The sequence below is a fragment of the Gemmatimonadaceae bacterium genome, from assembly GCA_020851035.1.
Taxonomy (GTDB): domain Bacteria; phylum Gemmatimonadota; class Gemmatimonadetes; order Gemmatimonadales; family Gemmatimonadaceae; genus JACMLX01.
This window is the reverse complement of sequence record JADZDM010000005.1, coordinates 255050-280013: the sequence shown is the minus strand read 5'-3', so window position 1 is coordinate 280013 and position 24964 is coordinate 255050. Positions and strand designations below refer to the sequence as shown.

Sequence of the window (24964 nt, the reverse complement as noted above, 5' to 3'; positions counted from 1 at the left end):
GTGTTCCCGCCCGGCGAACAGTTCCCGTCCATGCCGGCGCCCGTCAGCGCCGCGGCGGGCGCGGCGCGTGGCACTGGCGGTGCCGGTGGGGGTGGCGATGTTGCCGGCAGCGGCGGGGCCGCCGCGCGGAGGCGGGCGGCCAGCCGGCTGGTGTACCTCGATCGTGCTCTCGAGGCCCTTCCGCTCTTCCGGCTCAGCGACTCGAACGAGGAAGGTGCGATCGCCTTCACGACGCCGTCGGGGGGTCGCTGGCGCGTGCTCCCGGCACCGGGCGACCGCCTCCCCGGCACGTTCGACCAGGACGTCTACATCGAGCTGCTCTACCGCTACCAGGAATCGGGCCGTCCCGCCGACGGCGTCCTGACCTTCACGCTCCACGCGTTCCTGCGTGCGATGGGACGGCGCGTGGACGGCCGCACCTACGAGCAGCTGCGCGGAGCCCTCGCCCGGCTGGAGCGCACCAGCCTGGAAAGCGCCGGTGCATACTGGGACGCGGCCAATGCCCGGCCGCTGGACGGCTCCTTCACCCTGCTCAGCGCCGCCACCGTCGATCGACGCCGTGCAGCCGACCGGGACCAGCTCTCGCTCTTCCCGAGCGTGACGGCCGCCGAACCGGGTGTCGCCCGCGTCTCGCTGGCGCCGCAGGTGCGAAGCAACCTCGAGGCCGGCCACGTCACGTCGCTGCGACTCGGCGGCTACTCCGCGCTGCTCTCACCGGTCGCCCGCCGCATCTACCGGCTCATCGCCGTCCAGCTCGCCGCCGGCGCCGATGGGCGCTGGCGCGTGTCGCTCGACGCGCTCGCCGAGTTGCTTCCTCTCACGCAGCGCTATCCGAGCCACATCCTGCGGGTGGTCAAGCCGGCTAGCGAGATGCTCGTCGCCGCGGGCATCGTGCAGGCAGCCGAGGAATCGCAGGACGGTCGCTCGTGGTACATGGAGTACCGCTGGACGTGACGAAACGGGATGTCGACGCGTAGACGGTGACACCCTGAAGGCCGCCGGAACTTGCCATCGGCCCCCCGGTACAGTAGCCGTTCGGAAGACTCCGACGTCCGTCCCTTTCCTGCTGGAAGGTTTTCATGCCGCGTATGCGTCGCGCCGTAGTGGGCGCCATCCTCGTCGCCGTCCCCCTCGCTGCCGGCGGCTTCGCCTGGCAGAACCGGGAGGCGCGCAACGGTGCCCTGCTGTTCGACCAGGTGCTGCGGAAGGTCTCCGACAGTTTCGTCGACACCGTCGATGCCACGGCGCTCTACGAGAAGGCCGCGCGCGGACTCGTCGCCCAGCTCAACGATCCCTACACCACGCTCTACACCCCGAAGGAGTTCGCTGCCTTCACGCAGGGCACCAATGGCCGCTACGCGGGCGTCGGCATGCAGATCGAGGAGATCAAGGGCACGATCAGTGTCGTGAAGGTCTTCCCGAACACGCCGGCCGCGGGCGCGGGCATCGCCGAGGGCGACCGGATCGTCATGATCGACTCGGCCGCCACCCGCGGCTGGATCGTCGACTCGGTCTCGTCGAAGCTCAAGGGTGAGCCGGGTACGCGGGTCCGTGTGCGCTTCAACCGCCCCGGCGTCACGGAGCCCATCAACGTCACCTTCACGCGCGCCACGATCCACATTCCCGCCGTGCCGTTCGTGACGATGCTCGATGCCGGCATCGGCTACATCCCGGTGCAGGGCTTCAACGAGACGTCGTCCGCCGAGACCATCCGCGGCATCCAGCAGCTGCAGCGCCAGGGCATGAAGTCGCTGATCCTCGACCTGCGCGGCAACCCGGGCGGCATCCTCGACGAGGCGTTCGTGATGAGCAACCTCTTCCTGCCCCGGGGCAAGGAGATCCTCAGCTATCGCGGTCGCGCCGAGATGAACCAGCAGTTCATCGCGCAGGAAGACCCGATGCTGCCGAACATGCCGCTGGTGGTGCTCGTGGACGACGGCTCGGCCTCGGCGTCGGAGATCGTCGCCGGCGCGCTGCAGGACCACGATCGCGCGCTGATCGTCGGCACCACCAGCTTCGGCAAGGGTCTGGTGCAGTCGCTCTACCGCCTCGATGGCGGCTACGCCCTCAAGATGACCACGGCCAAGTGGTTCACGCCGAGTGGCCGCTCGATCCAGCGCCCGCGCAAGTTCGTGAACGGCCGGTTCGTCGAGGAGGAGGCACCGGACTCGATGGAGACCGACAGCGCGCGTCGCGCCCGGCCGGCGTTCCGCAGTGATGCCGGCCGCGTGATCTACGGCGGTGGCGGCATCACGCCGGACATCAGCGTCCGCCCGGACACCCTCACCACCGCCGAGCAGAAGGCGGCGCGGCAGATCGCCGCCAAGCTCCAGGAAGCCTTCATCACCCTCGCGCAGTACGTCGAGGAGCTGCGCCCGCAGGTGAAGTCGCCGGACTTCGTGGTCCGCCCGGAGTGGCGCCAGGAGTACTTCCGCCGCATCGTGGCCGCCAAGGTGCCGGTCGATTCCGCGACCTTCTTCGCCGGCGCCGGCTACGCCGACCGGCTGATCGCGAACCGCGCCGCGCGTGTCTTCTTCGGCGATTCCACCGTCGCCAAGCGCGGATTCGTCGAGGACCCCCAGATCCAGAAGGCGATCGAGTTGCTGAAGCGGGGCGGCAGCCAGCGCGACCTGTTCACGATGGCGGCACCCGCCGCACCGCCGGCAGCGGCACGGCGTCCGTAGTTCCACGGACGCTGCGGGTCGCTGGCATCAGGTAAGTTTGCGCGGGGCCGGGCAGATCGCCCGGCCCCGCGCTGCTTTTTCCCGCCACGTTCCATGACGACCGTCCGATCCCTGCTGCCCGTCGCACTGCTCGCGACGGCGTGCCTCACTGCCACGGCGTGCCGCCGGCAGGCCTCCACTGCCGCCAGGCCCGCACCGGCCCCCGGTGTCAACATCGCCCGGCCGGCCGATCCCGCCGAACCGCATCTCCGGAACCTCCGGCAGATCACCGACGGCGGCGAGAACGCCGAGGCCTACTTCAGCCGCGACGGGCGGTGGATCACGTTCCAGTCCTCCCGCGACGGGCGGACCTGCGACCAGCAGTACGTCATGCGCACCGACGGCTCGGCGCTGCAGCGCGTGTCGAACGGTCGCGGCAAGACCACCTGTGGCTGGTTCCTGCCCGGCAGCGACCGGCTGTTCTTCGGCTCCAGCCACATGCACGACAGCACCTGCCCGCCGAAGCCCGATCCGTCCAAGGGCTACGTCTGGCCGCTCGACAAGTTCGACATCTTCACCGTCAACCGTGACGGCACCGACCTGCGCCGGCTCACGCACTACGACGCCTACACCGCCGAGGCCGTGCTCTCGCCCGATGGACGGACCATCGTGTTCACGTCGCTCAAGGATGGCGATCTCGAGATCTACACGATGAACGTGGACGGATCGAACGTGAAGCGCCTCACCACCGCGGCCGGCTATGACGGCGGCCCCTGGTGGTCGCCGGACGGCACGAAGATCGTCTATCGCGCCCATCATCCCCGCGACACGACCGAGTTGCGCCAGTACCGCGAGCTCCTCGCGCAGGGCTTCATCCGCCCCAGCAAGGTCGAGCTCTTCGTGATGAACGCCGACGGCAGCGACAACCGGCAGATCACGGCGCTCGGCGGCGCCAACTTCGGCCCGTCGTGGACCCCCGATGGCCGGCGGATCATCTTCTCGTCGAACCACCGGAATCCACGCAGCGGCAACTTCGACCTGTTCCTCGTGGACCTGGACGGGAAGAACCTCGAACAGGTCACCGCCAGTCCGGTGTTCGATGGGTTTCCGATGTTCAGCCCCGATGGAAAGCAGCTGATCTGGGCCTCCAATCGCTTCGACCAGAAGCAGACGGAAACCAACCTGTTCATCGCCGACTGGATCCCCTGAACTTTGCGGCAGAGCTTGCTGTATTGCGCGGGCACCGGGGCAGCTCCGGTGCCCGCGGCGCATCCGGGTCAGGCTCGGGTGCCGCACGCGCACCGCGCCTCGTCCACCGCACACCCGCACCCGCTAAAATCCCTCCTGTCAGAACACGTCCTCACCGAAGGGGTGCTGCAATGGAGTGGTTGATTCCGCTGATCATCGTGCTCGTCGTGCTCTTCATCGGCACCAGCTCATTCAAGATCATCGGGCAGGCGGAGGTGATGGTCATCGAGCGGCTCGGGCGGTTCAACCGGATCGCCCGGTCGGGGTTCAACGTGCTCATCCCGTTCATCGAGCGTCCCCGCACCATCGATGTCCGCTACTTCGGCCAGGATGTCTCCGGCGTGAAGAAGGTCACCAGCGGCTCCACCTCGCGCATCGACCTGCGCGAGCAGGTGCTGAACTTCCCCAGCCAGCCGGTGATCACGAAGGACAACGTCACGATCGACATCGACGCGGTCATGTACTACCGCGTCGCCGACCCGCAGAAGGCCACCTACTCGGTCCAGAACCTGCCATTCGCCCTCGAGACGCTGACGCGCACCGCCCTGCGCAACATCGTCGGCGAGATGGAGCTGGACACCACCCTCACCAGCCGCGACGGGATCAACACGCGGATGCGCGAGACCATCGAGGAGGCGTCGATCGGCTGGGGCGTGGACGTGACCCGTGTCGAGCTCCAGAGCATCGAGCCCCCGCGGGACATCCAGCAGTCCATGGAGCTGCAGATGCGCGCCGAACGCGAGCGCCGCGCCGCGGTCACCAACGCCGAGGCCACCAAGCGCGCCCAGATCCTCGAGGCGGAAGGGTCGCGCGAGTCGCAGATCCAGAAGGCCCAGGGCGAGAAGGAGGCGTCCATCCTGCGCGCCAACGGACTTGCCGAGGCCCGGCTCGCCATGGCCACCGCCGAGGCCGAGGCCATCCGCCGCATCGCCGACTCGCTGCCTGATGGCCAGGTGGCGATGTACCTGCTGGGCCAGAAGTACCTCGAGATGCTCCCCGCCCTGGCCGCCGGCAAGGGCAGCACGGTCTTCCTGCCCGCCGAGGCGGCCGGCATGATGGGTGCGCTCGGTGGACTGCGTGAGATGCTCTCGCGGACCAGCGGCGGCACCAATGCGGAACCCACGCGCCCGCCGGTGGCACTGCCGCGCATTCCCGGCGACCTCCCGCCGGGACTCGGCAGCTGAGATGACGCTCGTGACGAAGGAGCGCGCCGAGCGCATCGCGCGCGCGCAGCCCTGCCCGCGGTGCGGCGAATACACCTACAAGAAGCTCAAGCTCCGCGCCGCCGAGCCAGCCGACCATGTCGCCGGCGCCGCGTGGCTGGCGGACCTCGTCTGCGGCGTGTGTGCCGCGCATCTCCAGCTCGCCCTCGAGGGCGACGGCGACGTGCTGTTCTTCAGCTGATCCCGCGCCCGCCCCAGGCCGCGCCGGGAGGTGACGGGGGAGGGACGGTGGCTGGCTACGGCAACGGCGGGTCGCACCGCCTCAGTTCGGCCGGTCGCCGGTCACACGCGATCTTCTCGTTCATGCCCGTGGCGACCGGGCCGCATGCGGTCGACTGCGCCGTCCGGGCCGCCTCGACCGACGTTGCACCACTCGCGCGCGAACACTGCCGCTGCCCGTTGAACACCACGCACACCTCGCAGGTGGCCAGTTGCGCTCCCATGGTCTTCTTCCAGAAGAGGACCCCCATCGCGGCAACGAACAGGATCGTGAGGAGCGTGGTGCGGTATCGCTTCATGCGTCAAAGGGCGGAGGCAGGCGGGGGTCGCGGCGGCGTGCTGCGGCTGGCGTGCAGCAGGACGATGATACGCGATTGCCAGCGCCTCGACACACCCGTCAGTCCGGCGGCATCTTGGAGCCGGCCCACTCTCCCTGCCCTCCCACCCTCCGTGTCACCATGGCGCCCCTCAACATCCCGTCGCTGACCACCGGTTCGTCCGTCTCCGCCGAGTTGCTGGTGCTCGACCGCATCGAGCGCACGACGGGCGGCGGAGATCCGTTCTGGGTGCTGTCCGTCGGCAACTCGAGCGGCGCGATGCAATCGGCACCGGTGTGGAAGGACAACGCCGCCTGGCTCGACGGTGTGGAGAAGGGGCGTGTGGTGCAGGTCATCGGCCAGGTCGAGGTGTACGCGAAGACCGGGGCGCGACAGCTCAAGATCACCGGACCGGTGCGCGTGCTGCCGGCAGGGACCGAGCGGATCGACGAGTTCCTGCCGCGCGTGGAGTATGCGACCGAGCGCCTCTGGGACGCCCTCGACAAGCTGCGGGGCAGCATCACCACGCCGCGGCTCGCGGAAGCAGTGAATCTCTTCTTCGGCGACGATGCGTTCCGGGCGCGTTTCGAGCGCACGCCCGGCGCCGTGCGCGGGCACCATGCGAAGCTGGGGGGGTTGCTGCTGCACGTCTGCGAAGTCGCGTCGATCGGCCAGCAGATGGCGAAGACGATGCGCAAGGCGAACGTGGACCTCGTGGTGGCCGGCGCGCTGCTCCACGACATCGGGAAGGTCGAGGCGTACACGGTCGATGCGAAGGGACTTGGCTACGATCCGCGGAACCACCTCATCGGCCACATCGTGCTCGGGTGCCTGATGTTCACCGAGCGCGCGACGGCCGCGCGGAACGCGGGCACCGGCACGCTCACCGACGCTCAGGTGACGGAGCTGCAGCACATGATCCTCTCGCACCACGGCTCGCTGGAGTTCGGCAGCCCCGTGCAGCCGATGACGATCGAGGCGGAGTTGCTGCACTGGGCCGACGAGTCGAGCGCGAAGGCCGATTCGTTCGCGGAGGCGGTGCAGGACGTGGAGCTGTTCGCGCCCGGCGAGGAGGTATCGGCGCGGAAGTCGTGGCAGCTGGACCGCCGCCTGTGGCGACGCCCGTTCCGCTGGGACGAGGTGTGAGCGCGGCCGAGATACTTGTCCGGGCGCCCGCGTACATCCGCCAGTTTGGCAGGAGAGGGGTGTGGACAACGGGGAATGGCGGGCGAGCTACGCCGAATTCCTCCGGAACGTCGCGTGCCTTCTACCGACACTCGCCCGATGCTGCACGAATCGCCGCCAGGTCGGCGCGTCTCGGACCAAGTCGGACTCGTTTGCTGCGCTCAGTCGACCTAAAACGTCAGTAATGCGCCAGTATCCCTTCAGTTGCCTGCATGCTGCGAACGTTCGTGAATCGGGGCCAATCCGGACAGGACCTGTTCGTGTTTTCCACCGTCTCACCAGATGAGCGATCAAGAGAGGTCCAGGTCACTGGAGCCCCCCTTTTGCGCCCCTTCCTTAGGTGGTTACTGTTCTGCCATTGCCCATTGGCACAAGGCGCTGGATCTGCCAAAGGGACCACAATTCGGAGGGTACATGCGTAAGCCTCGGCCCGCGTCGTACAACCCTGCGCAGGCGCTGAACCTGATTGCCAGCGACCGTACAGGAATTCCCCTGGTCTGCCCGTCGTGCGCTTCCGCGCAGTTCGAGCGTGAACCTGCCCTAATGCCTCCGCCGCCTCGCAGTCATGTGACGCTGCGATGTGAAACATGTGGACGGGTGGCGCGGTATATCGCTGGTGCCGCCTGACGCCGCGGCGCACACGGGCGAACACCAACGAATCGAGTTGTGATGATCGCGGCGCCCGGGTTTCACCGAGGCGCCGCGGTCTGTTTCATGCATCACGATGCTCTGCGCCACACGCGTCCTGACACTTCACCGCTGGTGTGTCGGGGCGCTGCTCGAGGGACGGTTCGTCGCTCGCGCTTCATGCAAGACCGGCGGGACGCGAGGAGCCACATCATGGCACGGATTCAGGGAACGGTTAAGTGGTTCAACGATGCAAAGGGGTTCGGTTTCATCGCCCATGACGGTGGTCCCGACGTCTTCGTGCATTTCAGTGCCATCCAGTCCCAGGGCTTCAAGTCCCTGGCTGAAGGTGACAAGGTCGAGTTCGAGATCGTGCAGGGCCAGAAGGGGCCGCAGGCCGACGCCGTGACGAAGGTCTGAGCGGGGGTTCTCCCCTCCGCCACCGCACGGCAGGCCCGGAATGCAGCGGGGGCCGGTGGTCGGATGATCACCGGCCCCCGCTGCATTCCGGGCCGCCGCTCGGCGACGCCCGGCCAGCCGCTCAGCGCGCCAGCTCGAAACGCACGCCGCGCACGGCACCACGCCGCCGCCGGGGCGCGAACTTGTAGAGCTGGGCCGGCCGGCCGCGCCCCTCTGCCCGCCAGGCCTTCGTCGGCTCCACCAGGTGCGCCGCGTGCAGCGACCGCCGGAAGCTCGCCTTGTGCAGCGGCCGCTCCAGCAGCAGCTCGTAGACCTGCTGCAGTTCCCGCAGCGTGAACGTGGTCGGCAGGGCGTGGAACGCGATCGGCTCGTGCTCCACCGCGTGCCGCAGCATGCCGAGCGTCGCCTTCAGCAGCGCCTTCTGGCGCGGCGGCAGCACCGCCGACTCCGCCCGCACCCACCCTTCGTCGTCGTGCACCGTGCCGTCGGGATAGACGGCCACGAAGGCGATCGAGATGGCGGTGTCGGCGGGATGGGTCCCCTCCGAGAACGCCCCGACCTGCGTCATCCACCGCGGAGCGGCCCCGACCGTCTTCGTCGCCAGGGACTTCGCCAGTGCCGGCAGCGCCTCGCTCGGCGCCTTGGTCACCCCAAGGAACGGGAGTGTCCGGACCGCCGCGCGCGCACGGGCCGCGCCTGCCGAGGTGCAGACGTACCACTCGCCGTCCCGCGGCGAGAGGAGCACCAGATCCAGAGAGAAGAGATTGCGCATTCCCACGTGGTCCTTCGCGCCCGGATTCGTGCACGCTCCGATTGAGCGGCCGAGTGGCAGTCAGCGCGGTATGGCTGCCGTGTTCTAGTGAGGGGTGCCGCTTCCCGGCACGGGGCCAGAAATCGACATCGAGATCGGAATATAGCGGTTGAACGGCTGGAGGCCCAACACCGCCCTCGCCGCAGCCAGCTGGGATGCCCGGCTGCCATTCCACGCAATGACGTACGATCCGACGTCGGGCAACTGGGCCCCGAGGTACGGATTGCCGAACCCAATCATAACCAGCGGCTTCCCACGCCGCTGAATTGCATGCACTAGGGCACCAAGCCCATCGGGCACCCCGGCGGATGCCTGGTCCCATTGCTGCGCCATGTACGACGCCATCAGGACCACGTCAACAGAGTCAACTTGCGTCAAGACACGCGCCGGATCAACAAACGGATCATCCGGATGCAGCACCACCGTCCGCACCCGCCCCGCCCGCCGGCCGAGCGCCGCCGCAAACGCCTGTCCCGCGCCGAGGTTGGTGCTGCGCGCAACCACCACATGCAGGATACGACGTGACCCACTGTCCGCGTTGGACACCAACGGCAGCAGGCGCCCCGTGTCACGCACCAGCGTCACCGACCGGGCCGCGATCCGCTCCGACAAACGTCGGTTTGCGCTGTCACCGACCACGCGTCGGACGGCGGCAAGGTCCACCTGCACACCGCGCTGCAGCCCGAGCCGTGCCTTCGCCTGCAGGATGCGCCGCACCGCCGCATCGATGCGCCACGCCGCGATCCGCCCCGACGTCACCCCCGCCACCACTGCATCGATCGTCGCCGTCACGTTCTCAGGCTGGATCAGCACGTCAGCCCCCGCCAGCACCGCCAGCCGGGCTGCCTCGGCCGCACCGTAGCGGTCGAGCACTCCGCGCATGTCCATCGCATCCGAGATGATCAGCCCCTGGAAACGCATCTCCTCGCGCAGCAGCCCGGTCAGCACGCGCGGCGACAGCGTGCCCGGCATGCCGCTCGAGTCGAGCGCCGGCATGCTGCCATGGAACGTCATGATCGCGGCAACGCCGGCAGCGATGCTCGCGCGGAACGGCGGCAGTTCCACCGAGTCCAGCCGCGCCCGCGAGGCCGTCACGACCGGCAGTGCGAGGTGCGAGTTCACGTCGGTGTCCCCATGGCCCGGGAAGTGCTTGCCCGTCGCGAGCATCCCGTGCGCCTGGACACCGCGCACGTAGGCGGCCCCCAGCCGGCCGACCCAGGCCGGGTCCTCGCCGAAGCTGCGCACGTTGATCACGGGATTGCCAGGGTTGTTGTTCACGTCCAGCACCGGCCCGTACACGATGTGGATCCCGAGCGCACGGCCCTCGACCGCCGTCACCCGGCCGTACTCGTACGCCAGCATCGTGTCGCGCGTCGCGCCCAGCGCCATCTGCGGCGGCAGCACCGTCGCACCGCCGAGGTCGATCGCGTTCGGCAGGAAGAATCCGCCACTCGCCCGGAAGCCCGCGCCAGCCTCCAGGTCGGCACCCACGAGCATCGGCACGCGAGACAGGCGCTGCATCGCATTCAGCTTCGCGGCCATCTCCACCGGGCTGCCGATCGACATCGTGAAGCCGCCCACCTGGTCGCGCGTGATCCACGACTCGATCCGCGCCCACGCCGTGTCGGTGGTCGCCACGTAGTCCGCGAACACGCTCGGCCACACCATCTGCCCCACCTTCTGCCGCAGCGTCAGTGACGCCAGCGTGCGCTGCACCCAGGCGCTGTCCCGTCCCCCGGTGCGCAACTGCGCCCCGAGCAGGCCGGGCGCGGCCAGGAGCGCCAGCGCCGCGAGGATCCGGAGGTCGCGGCGCATCAGTGTGAGATCGTCCCTTGCTTGCTCGTGTCGATCTCGGCGGCGTCACCGGTGCGGAACAGGAACGATCCCATGTTCTTCACCAGGAACTGTCGCGCCTGCGGATCCATCACGTTCAGGCCGTAGTGGTTGATCAGCATCGTCTGCTGCTTCAGCCAGTCGGCCCAGCAGGCCTGGCAGATCTCGCCCAGGACGCGCTGGCCGATGGCACCGGGAAACGGAGGACGCTCGAAGCCGGCGCGCGTGGTGCTGCACCGGCTGCAGGAAATGTCGGGCACGGACACACTCGGAAGTAGGGAGGCCGCGATCCGTTCGCCGCCAATGCCGAAAGATGGCTGGCCTGCACGCCGAATGGCACACGCACACCGCGCGGTTCCGTGCACCTTCGTCACGATATATCGCCGCCGCGGGTCGTCGTGACCGTGGCGCACACGTTCGTGAAAACGCCAGCGCGCCCCGGGCAATCCGCGACCGGCGGTGATCCGGGTCTCAGCGCGACTTGACGGCGGCGACGCGGAGGCGACGGCGCTGGATCTTGCGCTCGGCCATGGAGGGGCGACGCCCCCCGGCGACGGACTGCGGGCTGGGCACGCCACGCCGGGGCGCGGCGCGGGCCGGTGCAGGCAGTCGAACTCGGCCGGGTCTTGCCGGTGTAGCGGACCGGACAGTACAGTTCCCCTCACGGGCTCCCGGCCCGGCATCGGAAGCGCCGCGACGCAGCGAGCCTCGTGCACAGCCGTCCCGCTGTCGAGACTTCCGCACATGCCGCTCCCCCTGTGCCGTCACGGCGCGTCTGCGTGCCTTGCGCTCCTGCTGTTCGCGGGAACGCCCGGCACCGCCGGCGCCCAGCAGGGCTCGGTCGCGGCCACCGCCACGGTTCAGGGACGCCCGCTCACTCTTCAGTCGGTCAGCGTGCTCGCCGGTCCGGGACACCCGGTGCTCCGGGTCCGTGTGCAGGGGTGCGGGCAGGGCACAGTCTCGGTGCTCGCCAGGCGCGCGCGTGAGGCGCCGGCACGCCGCGGCCGACAGACGCTCGGGAACGCCCACGACTGCCGGGACCGCGAGCTCACGTTCCCCCTTGGTGCCGGTGACTCCGCGCTGGACGAGTTGCTCGTGCACCTCGAGCAGGCCGACGCCCTCGGCTCCCCGGCTTTCGCGCAGGTCAGCATCCCGGGCGCCACACTCCGCGCCGCTGCCGGCGGCACACTCGTGCTCTAGCCCCGGCTGCACGATGGTCAGCGGCGCCAGCCGGGCCATCGCTCCGTCGTCCTGCGCGGCGAGCGTGATCGACTGGGAGTCGGCCACGGCGCGCTGTGCCACCAGCCACGCCGGATCCACACGCACCGTCAGCACCCCGGGACGCACTCCGAAGAGCACGAACTCCCCGTCGCTGAACGACTCCGTGCGCGCCACCACCGCCCCTTTCGCATTCGTCACGAGCAGCGGCACCGGTGGCAGCGATACGCCACCCTGGCGGCGCCACACGACCCGCCCCTCGAGCACGCCACCCGCCACCAGCGGTATGTCGAGCGGCTCGAAACGGTTCGGGCCCGCCTCGAGGCTCGCGTGCGCCACGGATGGAATCCAGAGCGGGGAGGGCAGCGAGCTCGAATCGACCTGCACCGGCAGTGGCACGAACGGCACGAGGTCCCACACGCGGTACCGGCCATCCGCGTCACTGCGCGCGAAGCCGGTGCCGACCTGCACCATCACGTCCGGGACGACCGGTTCCCCGGCGTCGCGCAGGCCGTTCGCATTGCGATCGAGGTAGACGATCCCCGTCACGCCGGTGCGCTGCAGCGATGGACCCGTCACGAACTGCGGACGCCGCGACCCCGGGGCCGCCAGCGCCGATCCCTGCACGCTCTGCAACACCGACGACGCACCGTTCGAGATGGTCGCGTTGGTGTAGCTGCGCAGCGAGTTCAGGTCCCGCGAGAACGACAGGGTTGCGATCGGTCCCCGGATCCCGCGCTGCAGGGCCACGCCACCATCCACGCGGAACGCGCCGGGCAGCGGCATCGCCAGCGTCACCGCCTCGCGGATCGCACGCCCCCGCGCATCGACTTCACCGAGCAGTCGCAGGAGTGATGCGCCGAGGTACGGGCCGCGACTGCCGTCCGGCAGCAGCGTCGCCTCGAGGCCGAGCGCGGTCTGGCGGAATCCGGCCCGCGACGACTGGTCGTGCCGCACGTACGGTTGCAGGCGCCAGGTGCTGTTCTGCGTGCCCACCCCGATGCGTGCGCGCAGCAGCGCACCACCGACGATGAAGCGCGTCTGGTCGAGGCTCGCCTCCACCGACGTCTGGCGGCGGTCGAGCCGGCGCCAGAACGCGTACAGGCTCGTCTGCGCCAGACGCCGCGCCGCCAGCAGCGGATCGATCGGATCCTCGCCGAACCACTGCCGCTCCATCGACAGGCGCAGCTTCTGCGACGGCTCGATGTTCAGCGCCAGGCGCGTGCGTGACTGCGCCGCGGCATCCAGCTGGACCGCCACCGACTGGCGCGGCGCTCCCACGAACGAGAGGTACGGCGCCACCCGCCAGCCGACGGTGTCACGCGCCAGTGCATCGGCGCCGACGCGCATCGTCCATCGCTCGGTGAGCCCCACGCGCATGTCGAGCGTGCCGGCGGCGAGGCACTGCTGTCGCAGGCGACACTGGGCCAGGCTCCCCGCATACTCCGCACGGTCCCGCGGGAGCAGGTCGGACATGATGCGCAGGTTCTGCGACAGCGCGCGCGTCTGCCCGAACGGCCCGACCGCCAGCAGGTCCACGGGGTTCTCGCCGTAGAGCACCGGCAGCTGCAGCTGGTATCCCGCACCACGTCCCACGGTGTCCACGGCCACCAGCTCACCGTTGCGGTAGGCCTCGATCGTCCAGCCTGGAGGGAGGTCGCCACGCAGCGTCTGCAGGCCGAACAGCGCCGGTCGCGCATACGGGGCGTTCGTGAGCATCAGTCCGCGGCCGAGGCGCGGCTGCGGGCCGCCACCGAGGCCATCACCGAGGCGCAGTTGCGTGAGCTTCCGGCCGTCCCGCCAGACACCGGTCCACGAGGCGAGCGTCGGCAGGCGTGTGCCACCCGTGACGGCGCCGGTGCTCACCTCGAGCGAGCCGCCCAGCACGTCCACGCCACCCGCAGCGGTCCACCCGAGCTCGCGCCGCTCACCCAGCAGCGGCATGGACAGCGAGTAGTCGAGCACGGCACCGGCCGCGAGCGGGCGGGCGAGGGGGGCCACCGACTGGGTCGCCCCCTGCTGCGCGCCACGCGCACTCAGTTGCGCGCGCGCCTTCTCGCGCGCCACGCGACGACCGATCGGCAGCGAGTCGACCTGCGGCAGCGACACCATCAGGTCCGCCCAGCTCACCTCGAACGACACCTGCAGCACCTCCTGCAGCGTGCCGGCATCGACGCCCAGCTCACCATCGAGCACCCGCAGCGCACCGATCCGCGGCGTGATCACGCGCGTCCCCAGTCGCACCAGCGCCGAGTCGCGGTCGAGGACGATCAGGGCACGCGACGGCCAGCGACGCAACTCGACGCGCGACGCCGAGCGCGACACCACCTCGAGTTCGAGCCCGGCCGCCAGTTCGGCCACCGGCAGCCAGAGCCGGTCACCGGCACGCTCCGCGCGCAGCGCGAGCGACGCCACCTGGCCCAGCCGCACATCCACCAGCGTCGGCTCCACCGCGCCCTGCGCACACGCCGGAACCGCTGCACCCGCCCAGAGGACGAGTGCAGCGGCCAGTGTCACGAGGGGGCGGCGGGGCGGCCGCATCACCCGCCGCCGTTGCTGCCCGGCGCGGGAATCGTGACGGCCACCTCGGCATGCTGCGCCGGCGCGCGCAGCAGCGTGGTCTGCGTGACATCCGGCCGGTCGTTGTTCATGTCGATCGTGACGCGGTACGCGCCAGGCGCGAGCGCGCGACGGTCGAAGGCGAAGCGCGGCGAGATGGCCTGGTACACCGCCGTCTGCATCACCTGCGACGCCACCACGGCGCCACTGGCACTCCGCAGGCTGACGGTCGTGGTGCCGATCCAGGCGGCCGTGCCGGTGCGCTGCATCGGGGCGCGGACGATCAGCGAGTCGTCGGTCGCGGCGGCGGACAGGGTGCCGATCTGCACACCCGTGCGCTGTGCACCGTTGCGGTAGTTGACCGCGATGATGGTGCGGACCTCGAGCGTCAGGCCCACCGAGACGCTGCTGCTGTCGCTGGCGGCAGTGGCCGGTGCCTCGGCATCACGCGCGGCGATGACCAGGCGCGCCCAGTACTCGCCGTCGGGCAGGCCCTGCGGCGGGCGCGCGAGCAGGCGGACCGTCTGCCGCTGGTTCGGTTGCAGGATGAGCCGGCGCGGGAAGGCATCCACGAAGCCGGCGGCCGACGGCTGGGTGCTGTCGGGCTGCTCGACGATCGCCAGCGTGAGGTCGCCGTCCGGGGTGGTGGTGGGATGTCCGTAGACCGGGCGGAGGCTCACCTCCACGCTGCGCGACGACGGGTTGTACAGCTCCACGGTGCCGGTGCGTTCGCGGTTGCTGAGGACGACGCCCTGCGGCGCGACGAGGATCGCCTGGGCGTGGGCCTGCACCGGCAGTGCGATGACACACGCGATGGCGAGGTGCCGCAGCAGGCGCCGGGCACGGGCCTCGGTGGTGGACGGGGCGCGGAGCATCAGATTCCGAGGTTGGTGATGGTGACGATGATCGGGGCGGAATACGTCCCGGTGGCCTGGCCGAGCCGCGGGCGGGCTTCGCCGCCGAGGAACAACGTGGCGCGGTCGGTGGTGACGAACCGGAAGCGGGCGGCGACGTTCGGGTTGAAACGTTGCAGCGACGCCGGCGTGCCGGATGCGGCCGCGCCGGCCGCACTGGTCCCGAAGACGAGTGGCACGCTGGAGGTGCCGCTGGTCATGGCGGCCGGCAGGGTGTAGCGCACCTCGAACACGGCGCCGATGGAGGCCTGCACGCGGATCTGCCCGCTGCGCGTGAGCTGGAGTGCATCCACCACCGTGCGGACGTTCGGCAGCAACGCGCCGAACGACAGGTTCTGGATCGGGGTCACGACGAGCGGTGCCTGCCCCATCGCGGGAGACGCGAGGGACAGGACACCGGCCACGACGAGCGTGCGGAGTGTTGCGGTCATGCTGGACATCGTTGCGGGTAGTCAGCGATGTGGGACGGCGAGCCCTGCCGCGCGCCCGTCGGCGCGCGGCAGGGCGTGGATTCACAACCCCGTGTAGACAGCTGTGAGGACGAGCGAGCCGGCGTACGAACCGAAGGCCTGGCTGGCCGACGGCTGCACACGTGCGCCCACCCAGAGATAGACATTGCCGGCCGTCAGCGGCCCGACGAGCGAGTTGCCGCTCACGAGCGAGAAGACCTGGCCACCGGCGATGTTGTTCACCCCGTTGATGCGCACGCTGTACTGGTTGATCGGCATGGTGCTGGCGCCATTGGTGAGCACGGCCGGCAGCGTCACCGTCAGCCGGATCTGCGACGTGCCGAACCCCGTCACGCGCAACCGGCCACTGCTGGCCGCGTTGTTCGCGATGGTCTTGCTGACCCCCTGGTACACGACGCCAAACGCGAGTGGTGCGATGCCGGTGACGACGAGCGGTGTGACCACCGTCGCCGTCGCCTGCGTCGTCGCGGACTGCGCGCGCATCGTCCCTGCCACCAGCAGTGCCGCCGCCAGCGCGGCCATGCGGATGGTGGTCCAGGGGCGCCGCATCACAGCCCCGTGTAGGCGGCCGCGAGGACGATCGATCCCGTGTAGGCACCGGCCGCCTGCGCGGCGGTCGGCTGCACCCGCCCGCCCACGAACACGAACAGGTTGCTCGCGACGAGGTTGGCGTTCACCGGCGTCCCGCTCACGACCGCCAGCGCCGTGGCACCGGTGGGCGTGTTGGTGCCGTTGATGCGGATGTCATAGTTGTTGATCGGCATCGTGTTCGCACCGCTGGCGAGGGTCGCCGGCAGCGTGAAGGTGAGTGCCACCTGCGAGGTCCCGAAGCCCGTGACACTCAGGCGGCCGCTGGTCGCGTCGCCGTGGAGCACGGTCTTGTTCACCCCCTGGAACACGTTCCCGAAGGCCAGCGGCGCCGTTCCGGTGACGACGAGCGGTGTGACCACCGTCGCCGTCGCCTGGATCGACGCGCTCTGCGCCTGCACGGCGCCGGCGACACAGAGTGCCGCCGCCGTGGCGAGGAATCGCGAGGCGTTCATGTCTCAGCTCCTCAGAGGCCCGTGTAGGCGGCTGCGAGGACGATGGAGCCGGTGTATGCCCCGGCGGCCTGCGCCACGGCCGGCACGACGCGGCCACCGACGAACAGGTACAGGTTGCTCGCCACGAGGTTGGCGTTCACCGGGGTGCCGCTGACGACCGTGAGGGCCGTCGCGCCGGCGGTGACGTTCGTGCCATTGCTGCGGATGTCCCAGTTGTCGATCGGCAGCGTGTTCGCGCCGCTGGCCAGCGAGGCCGGCAGCGTGAAGGTCATCGCCACCTGCGAGGTGCCGAAGCCGGCGATGCTGAACCGGCCGCTCGCTGCATCGCTGTGCAGCACGGTCTTGTTCACGCCCTGGAAGACATTGCCGAAGGCGAGCGGCGCGGCGCCGGTCACCACCAGCGGCGTGACAACAGTCGCCGTTGCCGCCACGTTGGCCGACTGGGCCTGGGCAAGGGCAGGGACGAGGAGCGCGGCAAGGGCCGCAAATCGTACGGTGCGCATAGTGGTCCGAGAGCGGGCGGGAAGGGGATGCGCGGCTGGACACCGCCCGGTGCCCCCAGCCACGGCGACCCGGCAACTTCGACCGGATCTCAGCGTTCCCTTCCATATCGCGGATCATGCCATGGGCAATTGCAGCAGGGTCCGCCAAATTTCTTGACGGCACCTGTACTGTTTTTGCCCGGAGCCACATACTGCGCCTGCGCATCCGACGGACGATTTGCCGCCTAAACGCCTTGTGTACAAGTGTTTACGCGAGAGCAGCGGGCTCTGGCTTTCATGTGTGGCAGAGCTCGGCTCGTTTGTCGAACTGAAGCATTGAAATGGCGTTGTGCAACCTTGCTTGCGCGGTGCCACAGCCGATCAGTCAAGCGATTGGCCGCCGCGGTGCAACAGATGGCTGATCCGGTGACCCGTCAGGACGTGCGATGGCGCGGCGCGCCCGCGTGGCGCGCAAGCCACGCCGCGGTCTCGGCCCACACCGTCTCGCGGCAGAAATCCACCGTGATGACGTGCCCGCTCCCCTCCATCCAGCGCTGCTCGCAGACCCGCGCCGCCGTGAAGAAGCCAGGGTGCCGCTCCGCCAGCGGTACCGGGATGCGGTAGTCGCTGCGCGAATGGATCAGGAGCGTCGGTGCCTGCACGTCGGCGGCGGCAAAGCGCGCGTCGTGCGCCACCGCCACGAGATCGGCAATCCGCCGGGGAGGTGATGCCCCCGCGCCCAGCGAGCGCTCCCGGGCGTCAGGATCGAAGATCGAGGCGTTGCGGTCGCCCCCCCTGAGGTACGGCACCATCAGGTTGATGAGCGGCGCGATCGGCGCCAGTCGCTCGGCACGGGCCGGCGGCGTGAGGTACGGCACCAGCAGCACCAGCGCCGGCAGCGACGGATCCGCGGCCGCCTCGATCGTCGTCAGGGCACCTCCCATCGACAACCCGACCAGCACCACGGTGTCGTAGCGCTGACGGAGCTGCCGGTACTCGGCATGGACATGCGTCCGCCACGCCGTCGCGTCGCACCGATCGAACGCCCGCAGGTCGCGGCCATGGCCCGGCAGCAATGTGCCGCGCACCGTCCAGCCGTGTGTGCGATTGAGGTAGTCACCGAGCTGCCGCACCGTCTGAGGCGTGTCACCGAACCCGTGGACGAGCAGCGCGGCATGACTGTCGCTGCCCGGGAGCGTGAAGGGTTCCGCGCCGGGCACGATGCCATCGGATCCGACCGGCAGGCGGGCCGACTCCGCCGCGCGGGTGCGTGCCAGCAGCCAGCGATACCGCATCGCGTGCAGCATCACGGCCGTCCCGGAACCAGCGGCGATGGCCCGCAGCATGCCTCAGTACTTCGGGACGGCCTGGTCCACCTCGTCACTCCAGCGATCGATCCCGCCCGGAAGGTGCGCCACCCGGGCATAGCCTTGCGCCAGCAGGAAACGTCCGGCCATCTCGCTCCGCATCCCGTGGTGGCAGAAGAGGATGATCTCATGGTCGCGCGGCAGCGCCTCGAGCTGCTGCGGAATCGTGCGAAGCGGGATCAGCACGGCACCTTCGATGCGCGCGATCGCATGTTCGGCGGGCTCCCGGACGTCCACCAGCGTGACGTCTGGGCGGGAGCGCATGGCCTCACGGACTTCGGCCGGGGTCAGTTCGACGAGCGCAGGAGCGGGCATGGGGCGGATCGAGGGCTGAGCCGGAAGGGAAGTGCGGGCGCTGACCGGTCGCGCGCCAGGTACACCCGGATCCGCGGTGCCGTCGCGGAGCCAGCCCAACGCTAGCCGGTCGCGCTGCGAAACCATCGCCCCACGACGAGAAAACACCTGGCGAGGCAATTCGCGATATTCAGGCGTCTCTAACAATGCAAAGCAGCCCGTGACGTTTTAAGATTCTGAGACGGGCTGTGCCAAACTTGAGGTTCCGACGCAACAGCCCGTTCTGACGGACGCGGTATCCCATTGCCACGCGACGATGCGTGCGAGGACGCTCCACACATGCAAGTTCAATCAGGGCATGCTGTTAGACAGCATTTGCCTCGAGGCACGTGGTGCAGTTTTGCGGTAGAGGTTGGTTGGCAAGCATGTTGCCACCGATCTGAGCCGTAAGCCAGCTGCAATCCCCTCCCACGGCACGCCTCGCGTGAGCGCTCCGCCATACTCGATCGCAATCCTCGGCAACGACGCGTTCCTCGCGGCGGCGCCTGCGCACCCGGTCCAGCTGCTGCACGCAGCGCTGGCAGCAGGGTTCGATGCGGTCGTGCCGGCGAGCCTCGGTGACGAACTCGTCGCCGGCGAGACACTGCGACTCGCGCAGCTTCGCGGCCGCCGTCCGGTCGTGCAGTGTTCATGCCCGTTCGCGCTCTCGCAACTCTGCAAGCGAGAGGCCAACCTCGACGACGTCACCGTTGCCGTCGCGCCGGCACCCGTGGCACTCGCGCGCGCACTCCGCCTGCAGCGCACCGATGTGACGCACCTCACCTACGTCGGTGCCTGCCCCTCGGGACAGGACCCCGCCATCGACCTCCAGGTGCTGCCCGAGGCGTTCCTGCGCGGGTTGCCGATGCGTGGGATCGTCCTCATGTCACAGCCCACGGTTTTCGACGATCGCCTCCCGCCGGATCGCCGTCGCTTTCTGTCGCTGCCGGGCGGGGCACCACGCCCCGACCTCGTCGATGCCCTGCTGCGACGGCAGGTCGTCACGCTGGGCGGAAGACAGAATCCGCTGCTGGCCGTGGCAGACGCACTCTTCGATGGTGGACCGACACTGATCGATCCCGCCGGCGCGTATCGCTGCGTCTGCACGGGCGCAGATGGCACCCATGGCACGGAGGAGGGGCGCGCTGCCATCGCCGCCATCGAACCGCTGCGCGCGCTCTCCCCGATCTTCGAGGCGCCGGCCTGGCTTGACCTGCGTCCCACCGAGGACAGCCACAGTGCGGACACGCCAGGTGGGGACCAGGCGCCGGCACCAGTGGCGTTTCACGAGGCGGCTCGGATCGAGGCGGCACCCGCTGTCGCACCGGGCAGCGCTGCCGGACGACCGGCCGCGGCTCACCCGCGCACCGTGATGGAAGGGCATGTGCCGCCCACGTCGCCCTCCCTGCATGCGCGTCCGATCGAGCGCGTGGTCTCCATCGGTGATCGACGCGATCCCGTCGCGGATCGTGTCGTGGCGCCGGAATCGCCCCTGCCGGCGCCACGCCCCGTCACCCTCGACGACCTGCGGCGCCGCGACTGAACCGGCGGTGCCGCACCGGCACCGACAGTCCCGGACTCACCGCCCGCCGGTCGGGGCCAGTGCGCTGCGCGCCTCGTCCAGCGCAGCCCCCGCCGTGCCGATGCGCGACACCAGGTCGGCCAGTTCCGAGCGGGCCAGCGCCGCGTCCCCTGCGCGCACCGCCTCCCCGATCGTCGGGAAGATCATCGTCGAGTAGCCGTTGTCCACGTCGGCCGCGTAGATCACGCCGCGCACCCACTTTCGCGACCGCAATCCCTCTGGCCGCGACAGCCGCCGTTCCACCTGGCGCAGCGCAGCGTTCGCCGTGCGCAACGCTGCCGGCGCCACGCCGCCACGCGCGAGCACGCTGTCACGCGTGCGGTTGAACGCCACCGCGCGGTCGGTGAACCGCACCCAGGCCGCGTCCAGTGGCGCCGCGTCACCGGCCCCGATCGACGCCAGCAGCCGGCTGGTCCGGTCCGTGTACCGCCGCATGGTGCGGCCGAACTCCGCGTAGTCGTATGGGACGATGTCGGCGTTGGCCAGGCGGAGCAGCATCGCCGCCGCCAGCCGCGCGGCCGCGGCATGCGCCACGTAGCCGGTGTCGCCGAACTGCTCCATCCAGCGGTTCGAGTCGTACGCCGAGTGGTAGACGCCACCCGGGCCGCCGAAGCCCCAGTCGGCGTGCGGAATGCCGAAGTGGTTGTAGAAGCCCGCGAAATCGGAGCCACCGCCGGGGTCACCCATCGCCGGCTCGGTCGAGTCGGACACGCCCGCCCGCGCGCGCCAGGCAGCGTAGATCGAGCCGGCACCGCGCGGATCCGGCACCTCCCGCGCCAGCTCGCGCGTGAGTGCCCGCAGCGACGGCGAGCCGCCGGCGCCGAAATCGAGGCCGGTCGCGCTCACGTCCAGGTTCAGGTACGCCACGCCGCCGCGCTGCAGGCGCAGTGAATCGTCCTCCACGAACTCGGTCGAGCCGAGCATGCCCCACTCCTCGGCATCCCAGGTGGCGAAGACCAGCGTGCGCGCCGGCGACCGGCCGTCGAGTGCGCGCACCACCGCGCGTGCGGACTCCAGGATGCTGGTGATGCCGCTCACGTTGTCGCCGGCTCCCGCCCCCCACGCGTCGCGATGCCCACCGATCACGATCACCTCGTCGGCGCTCGCGCGCCCGGGCAGCGTCGCGATGGTGTTGTGGATCATCTTGAACGGCGCGTCGTCGAGCGTGACACGCACGCGTGCCTGCACGGGGCCGGGACCGACGTGATAGCGGAACGGCAGGCCACCCTGCCATCCCGAGCCCTGCTGGATGCCGGTGCCGCGGATCCCCTCCAGCAGCGCCGCCGCGGTGCCGTACGACACCGGCACCACCGGGATGTGCGGAATCGCCATCTCGCTCGCCGGCACCCGCGGCGCGTTCACCGTGGCGCCGTAGCCGGGCGTGGACGGATCGCCGTAGCCGTTGTACACGCTGCCGCGCTGCACGCCGCGGGCGTTGCGCATCGGGCCCTCGGGGTACACATCCCCGGCCGCGTAGCCGTCGTCGCCGGGATCGCTGTAGATCAGGATCGCGGTCGCACCGTGCTGCTCCGCCTCGCGCGCCTTGATCCCGCGGAAGCTCCGGCCGTAGCGCGCGATCACGACCTTCCCGCGCACCGACACGCCCATCGCGTCCAGCCGCGCGTAGTCCTCCACCAGGCCGTAGTTCACGTACACCACCTCACCGGTCACGTCCCCTGCCGCGCTGTAGCCGTTGACGGTGGGATACTGCGGAAGCGCCGAGACGGGATCGCTGCCGATCGCCGGCTCGTCCACCGGCAGTTCCATCGGCGCGGGCGCCACCCGCCACACCTGCACGCCGGTGGCGTGCGGCAGGTACACGCGGTAGCTGCGGGTCTCGACACGCAGCCCGAGCCGGCGCAGTTCACCGTTGACGTAGTCGCGGGTGCGCTCCTGCGCCGGTGTGCCGGCGACGTGCGGTTCGCGCGACAGCACGCGCGCGATGCGGCGCGACGAATCCGCCGACGGCACCGCGATGGCGCGTCGTTCGAGGTCGCGTTGCACGGCACTGGCGGCGGTGCCCTGGTAGCCGGTGAGCGGCGCCTGCGCGCCGAGTGCGGCGGGCAATGCGGCGGCCAGCAGCAGGAGGCGGGATGGTCGTGACATGGCGGCGGGGTTGGGGAAGGGGATGCGGTGGACAGGTGTCACTGGTGTCGAGGCGACGGTCGCGCGACCGCCACCGGGGTCATTCCTCGCGCAGGTCCTGCAGCAGTCGCGTCACCGTGTCGCGCAGCGCGGCGGTGGGATCGGCGGCGCCGACGATGCCGGGGGCGATCGCACCGAACTGTGCGCGCATCTCGTCGGCGATCATCCCCGCGGCCGGCGCACGCACACCGAGCCGCTCGATGCTGAGGATGGCGACCGCGCGCAGCAGCGCCTGGACGTCGTCGGGGAGCGCAGCCAGCTCGCCCGGCCCGGCCGGCTGCACCGGCGTCTTGCGCCCGGTGCGGAGGCGTGGTGCGTCGACGAGCGCGCGCAGCGAGGCCACCGTCACCACCAGCGCGCCGGGTCCATGTTCGCGCACCGCCGTCACGACGTTCAGCCGCTTGAGATGCGTGCAGCGCCGCAGCACGGCCTCGCGCACGCGTCCCACGCCATCCAGGCTGCCCAGGCCACGCCCCGTGATGACCAGCGCATCGCCGCCACCATCGGCCTGGCACTGCCGAAGCCAGGCCTCCACCCGGCTCTCCGCCTGCGCCACCGTCGGCAGCCCGTCGCGGAGGTTCAGCGTGCGCGCCGCGCCGAAGCGGAGCGCATCGAAGGCCCGCTCGATCGGGATCACCGGCGTCCCCGGCGTCCGCGGGGGCCTACCGCCGGAAGGCATCCCGCAGGACGACGCCGTCGAGGCGCTCGGTGGGGGTCACGCCGGCGCGCCGCGCGAGCGTCGGTGCCATGTCCACCACCCGCACGGCGCGCGTGATGCGCCGCCCGCGCGCGAACCCGGGGCCCTGGAACAGGATCGGCACCCGTGCATCGCGGTCGTTCGGCGTGCCGTGCGTGGCGTACGTCACGCCGGCCCAGTACACGTACGGCTTCGGTGACACGACCAGCACCACCGGCAGCGCCGGCGGAATGGCGTGGATCCATCGCCGTGCGATCGCGTCGCGCACGGTGTCTGCGCGCGCGAGGTCGCGCACGCGGTCCACGCGCGCCACACCGGGCACCAGGCGGAAGGCAGCGGCCATGGCGGTCAGCACGGAATCGAGGGGCACGCCGCCGCGCCGGAAGGCAGCGGAATCCGCGAAGACCATGCCGTACTCGAAGTCCAGTGCGGTGGAGTCGAGTCCGCGCGCGCGCAACGCCGCCAGCGCAGCGTTCATCACGGGCGCCGGGTCGACGCGCAGCGTGGCACCGGGCTGGCCGGCGAAATGCAGCTCGGGATACGGCTGCACACCGTGGTCTGCCGTCAGGGCGAACACGATGCGCGACGAGTCACGCAGCGTGTAGAGCGAGTCGATGAACTCGCCCAGCGACCGGTCCAGGCGCAGCACCTGGTCATGGATCTCGCGCGAGTCGGGACCGTACCGGTGCCCGACGGCGTCGGTCGTGGACAGGGAGACGGCAAGCAGGTCCGTGGATGGCCCGCGTCCCAGCCCCATCGCATGCACGCCGGCCAGCGCCGCCTGCAGCGTGAGCCAGTCCATCCGGGGATCATCGGGAAGCGCGCGCAGCGCCTGGACGGTGTCGGACGGCAGCCGGTGCGGGAAGGTGACGTCGCGGCCACCGCTCTCGACGCCCACGCTGTCCGGCTCGGGATACGTCGCCGCGGGACGGAGCAGGGTCCAGGCAGTGCCGGCCATGCGATGCGGCAGCCGGCGCTCGTTGAAGCGCACCAGCCATGTCGGCAGCGTGTCCCCATACCAGCGGCTGGTGGTGAACCGCCCGTCGCTGGCGTACCAGAACACGGGCTGCTTCGAGCGCCCGATGGGAAGGATCGCGCCACGGTCCTTCCGGCTCACGGACAGCACCCGGGTCCGCGGGTCCGCCGCCACCAGCCAGTCGGTGACCGTCGTGCCCTGGAACCGGAACGGCGACGCGCCCGGCGCCCCGCCGCCGATCACGGGATGCGTGGCATCGTTCACGCCGGCGTTGTTGCGCACGATGCCGGTGTGTGACGGAAAGCGCCCCGACATCGTGCTCGCGTGCCCCGGCGCCGTCTCGGTGGTCGCGTGATCCTGGTACCCGTTCGTGTACAGCACGCCACCACGCTGGAGCCGCCCGAGCCCGCCGGTGAGCTCGCGCCCGAATCGCGCGAAGTAGTCCGGCGTCATCTGGTCGACCGTCAGGAACACGATCAACGCGGGCTTCGCCGCAGGCCGCTGCGCGACGACCTCGCGGGCCGCCCCGAAGGCAGTGAGCAGGATGGCGACGCCCGGGGCAGCGACGCGGTGACAGAGACGCGTGACGGCAGGTGACATGCCGGAAAGCTACACGGGCCGCCGGGTCCCGA

23 protein-coding genes are annotated in these 24964 nt (G+C 70.3%); 8 read left to right on the top strand and 15 right to left on the bottom strand.

What is annotated here, in order from left to right:
- Window positions 1–30: 30 nt before the first annotated feature.
- The 5 genes from IT355_05005 (at window position 31) to IT355_04985 (ending at window position 5315) form a co-directional block, all read left to right on the top strand.
- The gene (locus tag IT355_05005; protein MCC7052603.1) at window positions 31–954 is read left to right on the top strand and encodes a replication initiator protein A; all 924 of its coding nucleotides are present in this window, start codon (window positions 31–33) and stop codon (window positions 952–954) included.
- Window positions 955–1079: 125 nt separating this feature from the next.
- On the top strand, window positions 1080–2684 hold the full coding sequence (locus tag IT355_05000; GenBank protein MCC7052602.1) for a S41 family peptidase: 1605 nt from the start codon (window positions 1080–1082) through the stop codon (window positions 2682–2684).
- 93 nt (window positions 2685–2777) lie between these two features.
- Entirely contained in the window at window positions 2778–3872 is a 1095-nt protein-coding gene (locus IT355_04995) for a PD40 domain-containing protein (GenBank protein ID MCC7052601.1), read from the top strand.
- Between the two features lie 170 nt (window positions 3873–4042).
- Window positions 4043–5095, top strand: coding sequence for an SPFH/Band 7/PHB domain protein (locus IT355_04990; GenBank protein MCC7052600.1), 1053 nt, complete (start codon window positions 4043–4045; stop codon window positions 5093–5095).
- Window position 5096: 1 nt separating this feature from the next.
- Window positions 5097–5315: a hypothetical protein gene (locus IT355_04985; GenBank protein MCC7052599.1), complete on the top strand. Its 219-nt coding sequence runs from the start codon at window positions 5097–5099 to the stop codon at window positions 5313–5315.
- Window positions 5316–5370: 55 nt separating this feature from the next.
- Here IT355_04985 and IT355_04980 read toward each other — a convergent pair whose 3' ends face one another.
- Entirely contained in the window at window positions 5371–5652 is a 282-nt protein-coding gene (locus tag IT355_04980; protein MCC7052598.1) for a hypothetical protein, read from the bottom strand.
- Between the two features lie 159 nt (window positions 5653–5811).
- On the opposite strand from IT355_04980, the gene IT355_04975 reads away from it, so the two are divergent.
- Both IT355_04975 and IT355_04970 read left to right on the top strand, forming a co-directional pair.
- The gene (locus IT355_04975; GenBank protein ID MCC7052597.1) at window positions 5812–6816 is read left to right on the top strand and encodes an HD domain-containing protein; all 1005 of its coding nucleotides are present in this window, start codon (window positions 5812–5814) and stop codon (window positions 6814–6816) included.
- An 879-nt stretch (window positions 6817–7695) separates the two neighbouring features.
- Window positions 7696–7902: a cold-shock protein gene (locus tag IT355_04970; protein MCC7052596.1), complete on the top strand. Its 207-nt coding sequence runs from the start codon at window positions 7696–7698 to the stop codon at window positions 7900–7902.
- A 121-nt stretch (window positions 7903–8023) separates the two neighbouring features.
- On the opposite strand, the gene IT355_04965 is transcribed toward IT355_04970, so the two are convergent.
- The 11 genes from IT355_04965 to IT355_04915 form a co-directional block, all read right to left on the bottom strand.
- Window positions 8024–8674, bottom strand: a complete 651-nt coding sequence (locus IT355_04965) for a hypothetical protein (protein MCC7052595.1) — start codon at window positions 8672–8674, stop codon at window positions 8024–8026.
- 84 nt (window positions 8675–8758) lie between these two features.
- The gene (locus tag IT355_04960) at window positions 8759–10528 is read right to left on the bottom strand and encodes a hypothetical protein (GenBank protein ID MCC7052594.1); all 1770 of its coding nucleotides are present in this window, start codon (window positions 10526–10528) and stop codon (window positions 8759–8761) included.
- Window positions 10528–10806 carry an oxidative damage protection protein gene (locus IT355_04955; GenBank protein MCC7052593.1) on the bottom strand — a complete coding sequence of 93 codons (279 nt, stop codon included), beginning with the start codon at window positions 10804–10806 and terminating at the stop codon, window positions 10528–10530. The genes IT355_04960 and IT355_04955 overlap by 1 nt, the downstream gene beginning before the upstream one ends.
- Window positions 10807–11017: 211 nt before the next feature.
- Window positions 11018–14305 carry a hypothetical protein gene (locus IT355_04950; GenBank protein ID MCC7052592.1) on the bottom strand — a complete coding sequence of 1096 codons (3288 nt, stop codon included), beginning with the start codon at window positions 14303–14305 and terminating at the stop codon, window positions 11018–11020.
- A complete protein-coding gene (locus IT355_04945) occupies window positions 14305–15198 on the bottom strand; it encodes a hypothetical protein (GenBank protein ID MCC7052591.1) in 894 nt (297 codons plus the stop codon). Before IT355_04945 ends, IT355_04950 begins: the two co-directional genes overlap by 1 nt.
- Window positions 15198–15668 (bottom strand): hypothetical protein, encoded by a 471-nt coding sequence (locus IT355_04940; protein MCC7052590.1) that lies wholly within the window; start codon window positions 15666–15668, stop codon window positions 15198–15200. The genes IT355_04945 and IT355_04940 overlap by 1 nt, the downstream gene beginning before the upstream one ends.
- 81 nt (window positions 15669–15749) lie before the next feature.
- Complete coding sequence (locus tag IT355_04935; GenBank protein MCC7052589.1) at window positions 15750–16256, bottom strand: hypothetical protein; 507 nt, start codon at window positions 16254–16256, stop codon at window positions 15750–15752.
- Window positions 16256–16750, bottom strand: coding sequence for a hypothetical protein (locus IT355_04930; GenBank protein MCC7052588.1), 495 nt, complete (start codon window positions 16748–16750; stop codon window positions 16256–16258). Before IT355_04930 ends, IT355_04935 begins: the two co-directional genes overlap by 1 nt.
- Before the next feature lie 11 nt (window positions 16751–16761).
- A complete protein-coding gene (locus IT355_04925) occupies window positions 16762–17253 on the bottom strand; it encodes a hypothetical protein (protein MCC7052587.1) in 492 nt (163 codons plus the stop codon).
- A 413-nt stretch (window positions 17254–17666) separates the two neighbouring features.
- Complete coding sequence (locus tag IT355_04920; GenBank protein ID MCC7052586.1) at window positions 17667–18578, bottom strand: alpha/beta fold hydrolase; 912 nt, start codon at window positions 18576–18578, stop codon at window positions 17667–17669.
- A gap of 3 nt (window positions 18579–18581) precedes the next feature.
- Window positions 18582–18914 carry a sulfurtransferase gene (locus IT355_04915; protein MCC7052585.1) on the bottom strand — a complete coding sequence of 111 codons (333 nt, stop codon included), beginning with the start codon at window positions 18912–18914 and terminating at the stop codon, window positions 18582–18584.
- Window positions 18915–19377: 463 nt separating this feature from the next.
- On the opposite strand from IT355_04915, the gene IT355_04910 reads away from it, so the two are divergent.
- The gene (locus IT355_04910; GenBank protein MCC7052584.1) at window positions 19378–20475 is read left to right on the top strand and encodes a hypothetical protein; all 1098 of its coding nucleotides are present in this window, start codon (window positions 19378–19380) and stop codon (window positions 20473–20475) included.
- A 36-nt stretch (window positions 20476–20511) separates the two neighbouring features.
- On the opposite strand, the gene IT355_04905 is transcribed toward IT355_04910, so the two are convergent.
- From IT355_04905 to IT355_04895, 3 genes are all read right to left on the bottom strand, one after another.
- Complete coding sequence (locus tag IT355_04905) at window positions 20512–22620, bottom strand: M20/M25/M40 family metallo-hydrolase (GenBank protein ID MCC7052583.1); 2109 nt, start codon at window positions 22618–22620, stop codon at window positions 20512–20514.
- A gap of 79 nt (window positions 22621–22699) precedes the next feature.
- Entirely contained in the window at window positions 22700–23296 is a 597-nt protein-coding gene (locus IT355_04900; GenBank protein ID MCC7052582.1) for a Smr/MutS family protein, read from the bottom strand.
- A gap of 25 nt (window positions 23297–23321) precedes the next feature.
- Window positions 23322–24932, bottom strand: coding sequence for an alkaline phosphatase family protein (locus IT355_04895; protein MCC7052581.1), 1611 nt, complete (start codon window positions 24930–24932; stop codon window positions 23322–23324).
- Between the last annotated feature and the right edge of the window lie 32 nt (window positions 24933–24964).

Excerpts from the sequence above, each read along its gene's own strand:
- IT355_04995 (MCC7052601.1), top strand. The coding sequence starts at position 2,778 with ATGACGACCGTCCGATCCCTGCTGCCCGTCGCACTGCTCGCGACGGCG.
- IT355_04965 (MCC7052595.1), bottom strand. The coding sequence starts at position 8,674 with ATGCGCAATCTCTTCTCTCTGGATCTGGTGCTCCTCTCGCCGCGGGAC.
- IT355_04950 (MCC7052592.1), bottom strand. The coding sequence starts at position 14,305 with ATGCGGCCGCCCCGCCGCCCCCTCGTGACACTGGCCGCTGCACTCGTC.
- IT355_04895 (MCC7052581.1), bottom strand. The coding sequence starts at position 24,932 with ATGTCACCTGCCGTCACGCGTCTCTGTCACCGCGTCGCTGCCCCGGGC.
- IT355_04925 (MCC7052587.1), bottom strand. The coding sequence starts at position 17,253 with ATGCGCACCGTACGATTTGCGGCCCTTGCCGCGCTCCTCGTCCCTGCC.
- IT355_04975 (MCC7052597.1), top strand. The coding sequence starts at position 5,812 with ATGGCGCCCCTCAACATCCCGTCGCTGACCACCGGTTCGTCCGTCTCC.
- IT355_04985 (MCC7052599.1), top strand. The coding sequence starts at position 5,097 with ATGACGCTCGTGACGAAGGAGCGCGCCGAGCGCATCGCGCGCGCGCAG.
- IT355_04960 (MCC7052594.1), bottom strand. The coding sequence starts at position 10,528 with ATGCGCCGCGACCTCCGGATCCTCGCGGCGCTGGCGCTCCTGGCCGCG.
- IT355_04980 (MCC7052598.1), bottom strand. The coding sequence starts at position 5,652 with ATGAAGCGATACCGCACCACGCTCCTCACGATCCTGTTCGTTGCCGCG.
- IT355_04945 (MCC7052591.1), bottom strand. The coding sequence starts at position 15,198 with ATGCTCCGCGCCCCGTCCACCACCGAGGCCCGTGCCCGGCGCCTGCTG.
- IT355_04915 (MCC7052585.1), bottom strand. The coding sequence starts at position 18,914 with ATGCCCGCTCCTGCGCTCGTCGAACTGACCCCGGCCGAAGTCCGTGAG.
- IT355_04920 (MCC7052586.1), bottom strand. The coding sequence starts at position 18,578 with ATGCTGCGGGCCATCGCCGCTGGTTCCGGGACGGCCGTGATGCTGCAC.
- IT355_04940 (MCC7052590.1), bottom strand. The coding sequence starts at position 15,668 with ATGACCGCAACACTCCGCACGCTCGTCGTGGCCGGTGTCCTGTCCCTC.
- IT355_04935 (MCC7052589.1), bottom strand. The coding sequence starts at position 16,256 with ATGCGGCGCCCCTGGACCACCATCCGCATGGCCGCGCTGGCGGCGGCA.
- IT355_05000 (MCC7052602.1), top strand. The coding sequence starts at position 1,080 with ATGCCGCGTATGCGTCGCGCCGTAGTGGGCGCCATCCTCGTCGCCGTC.
- IT355_05005 (MCC7052603.1), top strand. The coding sequence starts at position 31 with ATGCCGGCGCCCGTCAGCGCCGCGGCGGGCGCGGCGCGTGGCACTGGC.
- IT355_04990 (MCC7052600.1), top strand. The coding sequence starts at position 4,043 with ATGGAGTGGTTGATTCCGCTGATCATCGTGCTCGTCGTGCTCTTCATC.
- IT355_04970 (MCC7052596.1), top strand. The coding sequence starts at position 7,696 with ATGGCACGGATTCAGGGAACGGTTAAGTGGTTCAACGATGCAAAGGGG.
- IT355_04905 (MCC7052583.1), bottom strand. The coding sequence starts at position 22,620 with ATGTCACGACCATCCCGCCTCCTGCTGCTGGCCGCCGCATTGCCCGCC.
- IT355_04930 (MCC7052588.1), bottom strand. The coding sequence starts at position 16,750 with ATGAACGCCTCGCGATTCCTCGCCACGGCGGCGGCACTCTGTGTCGCC.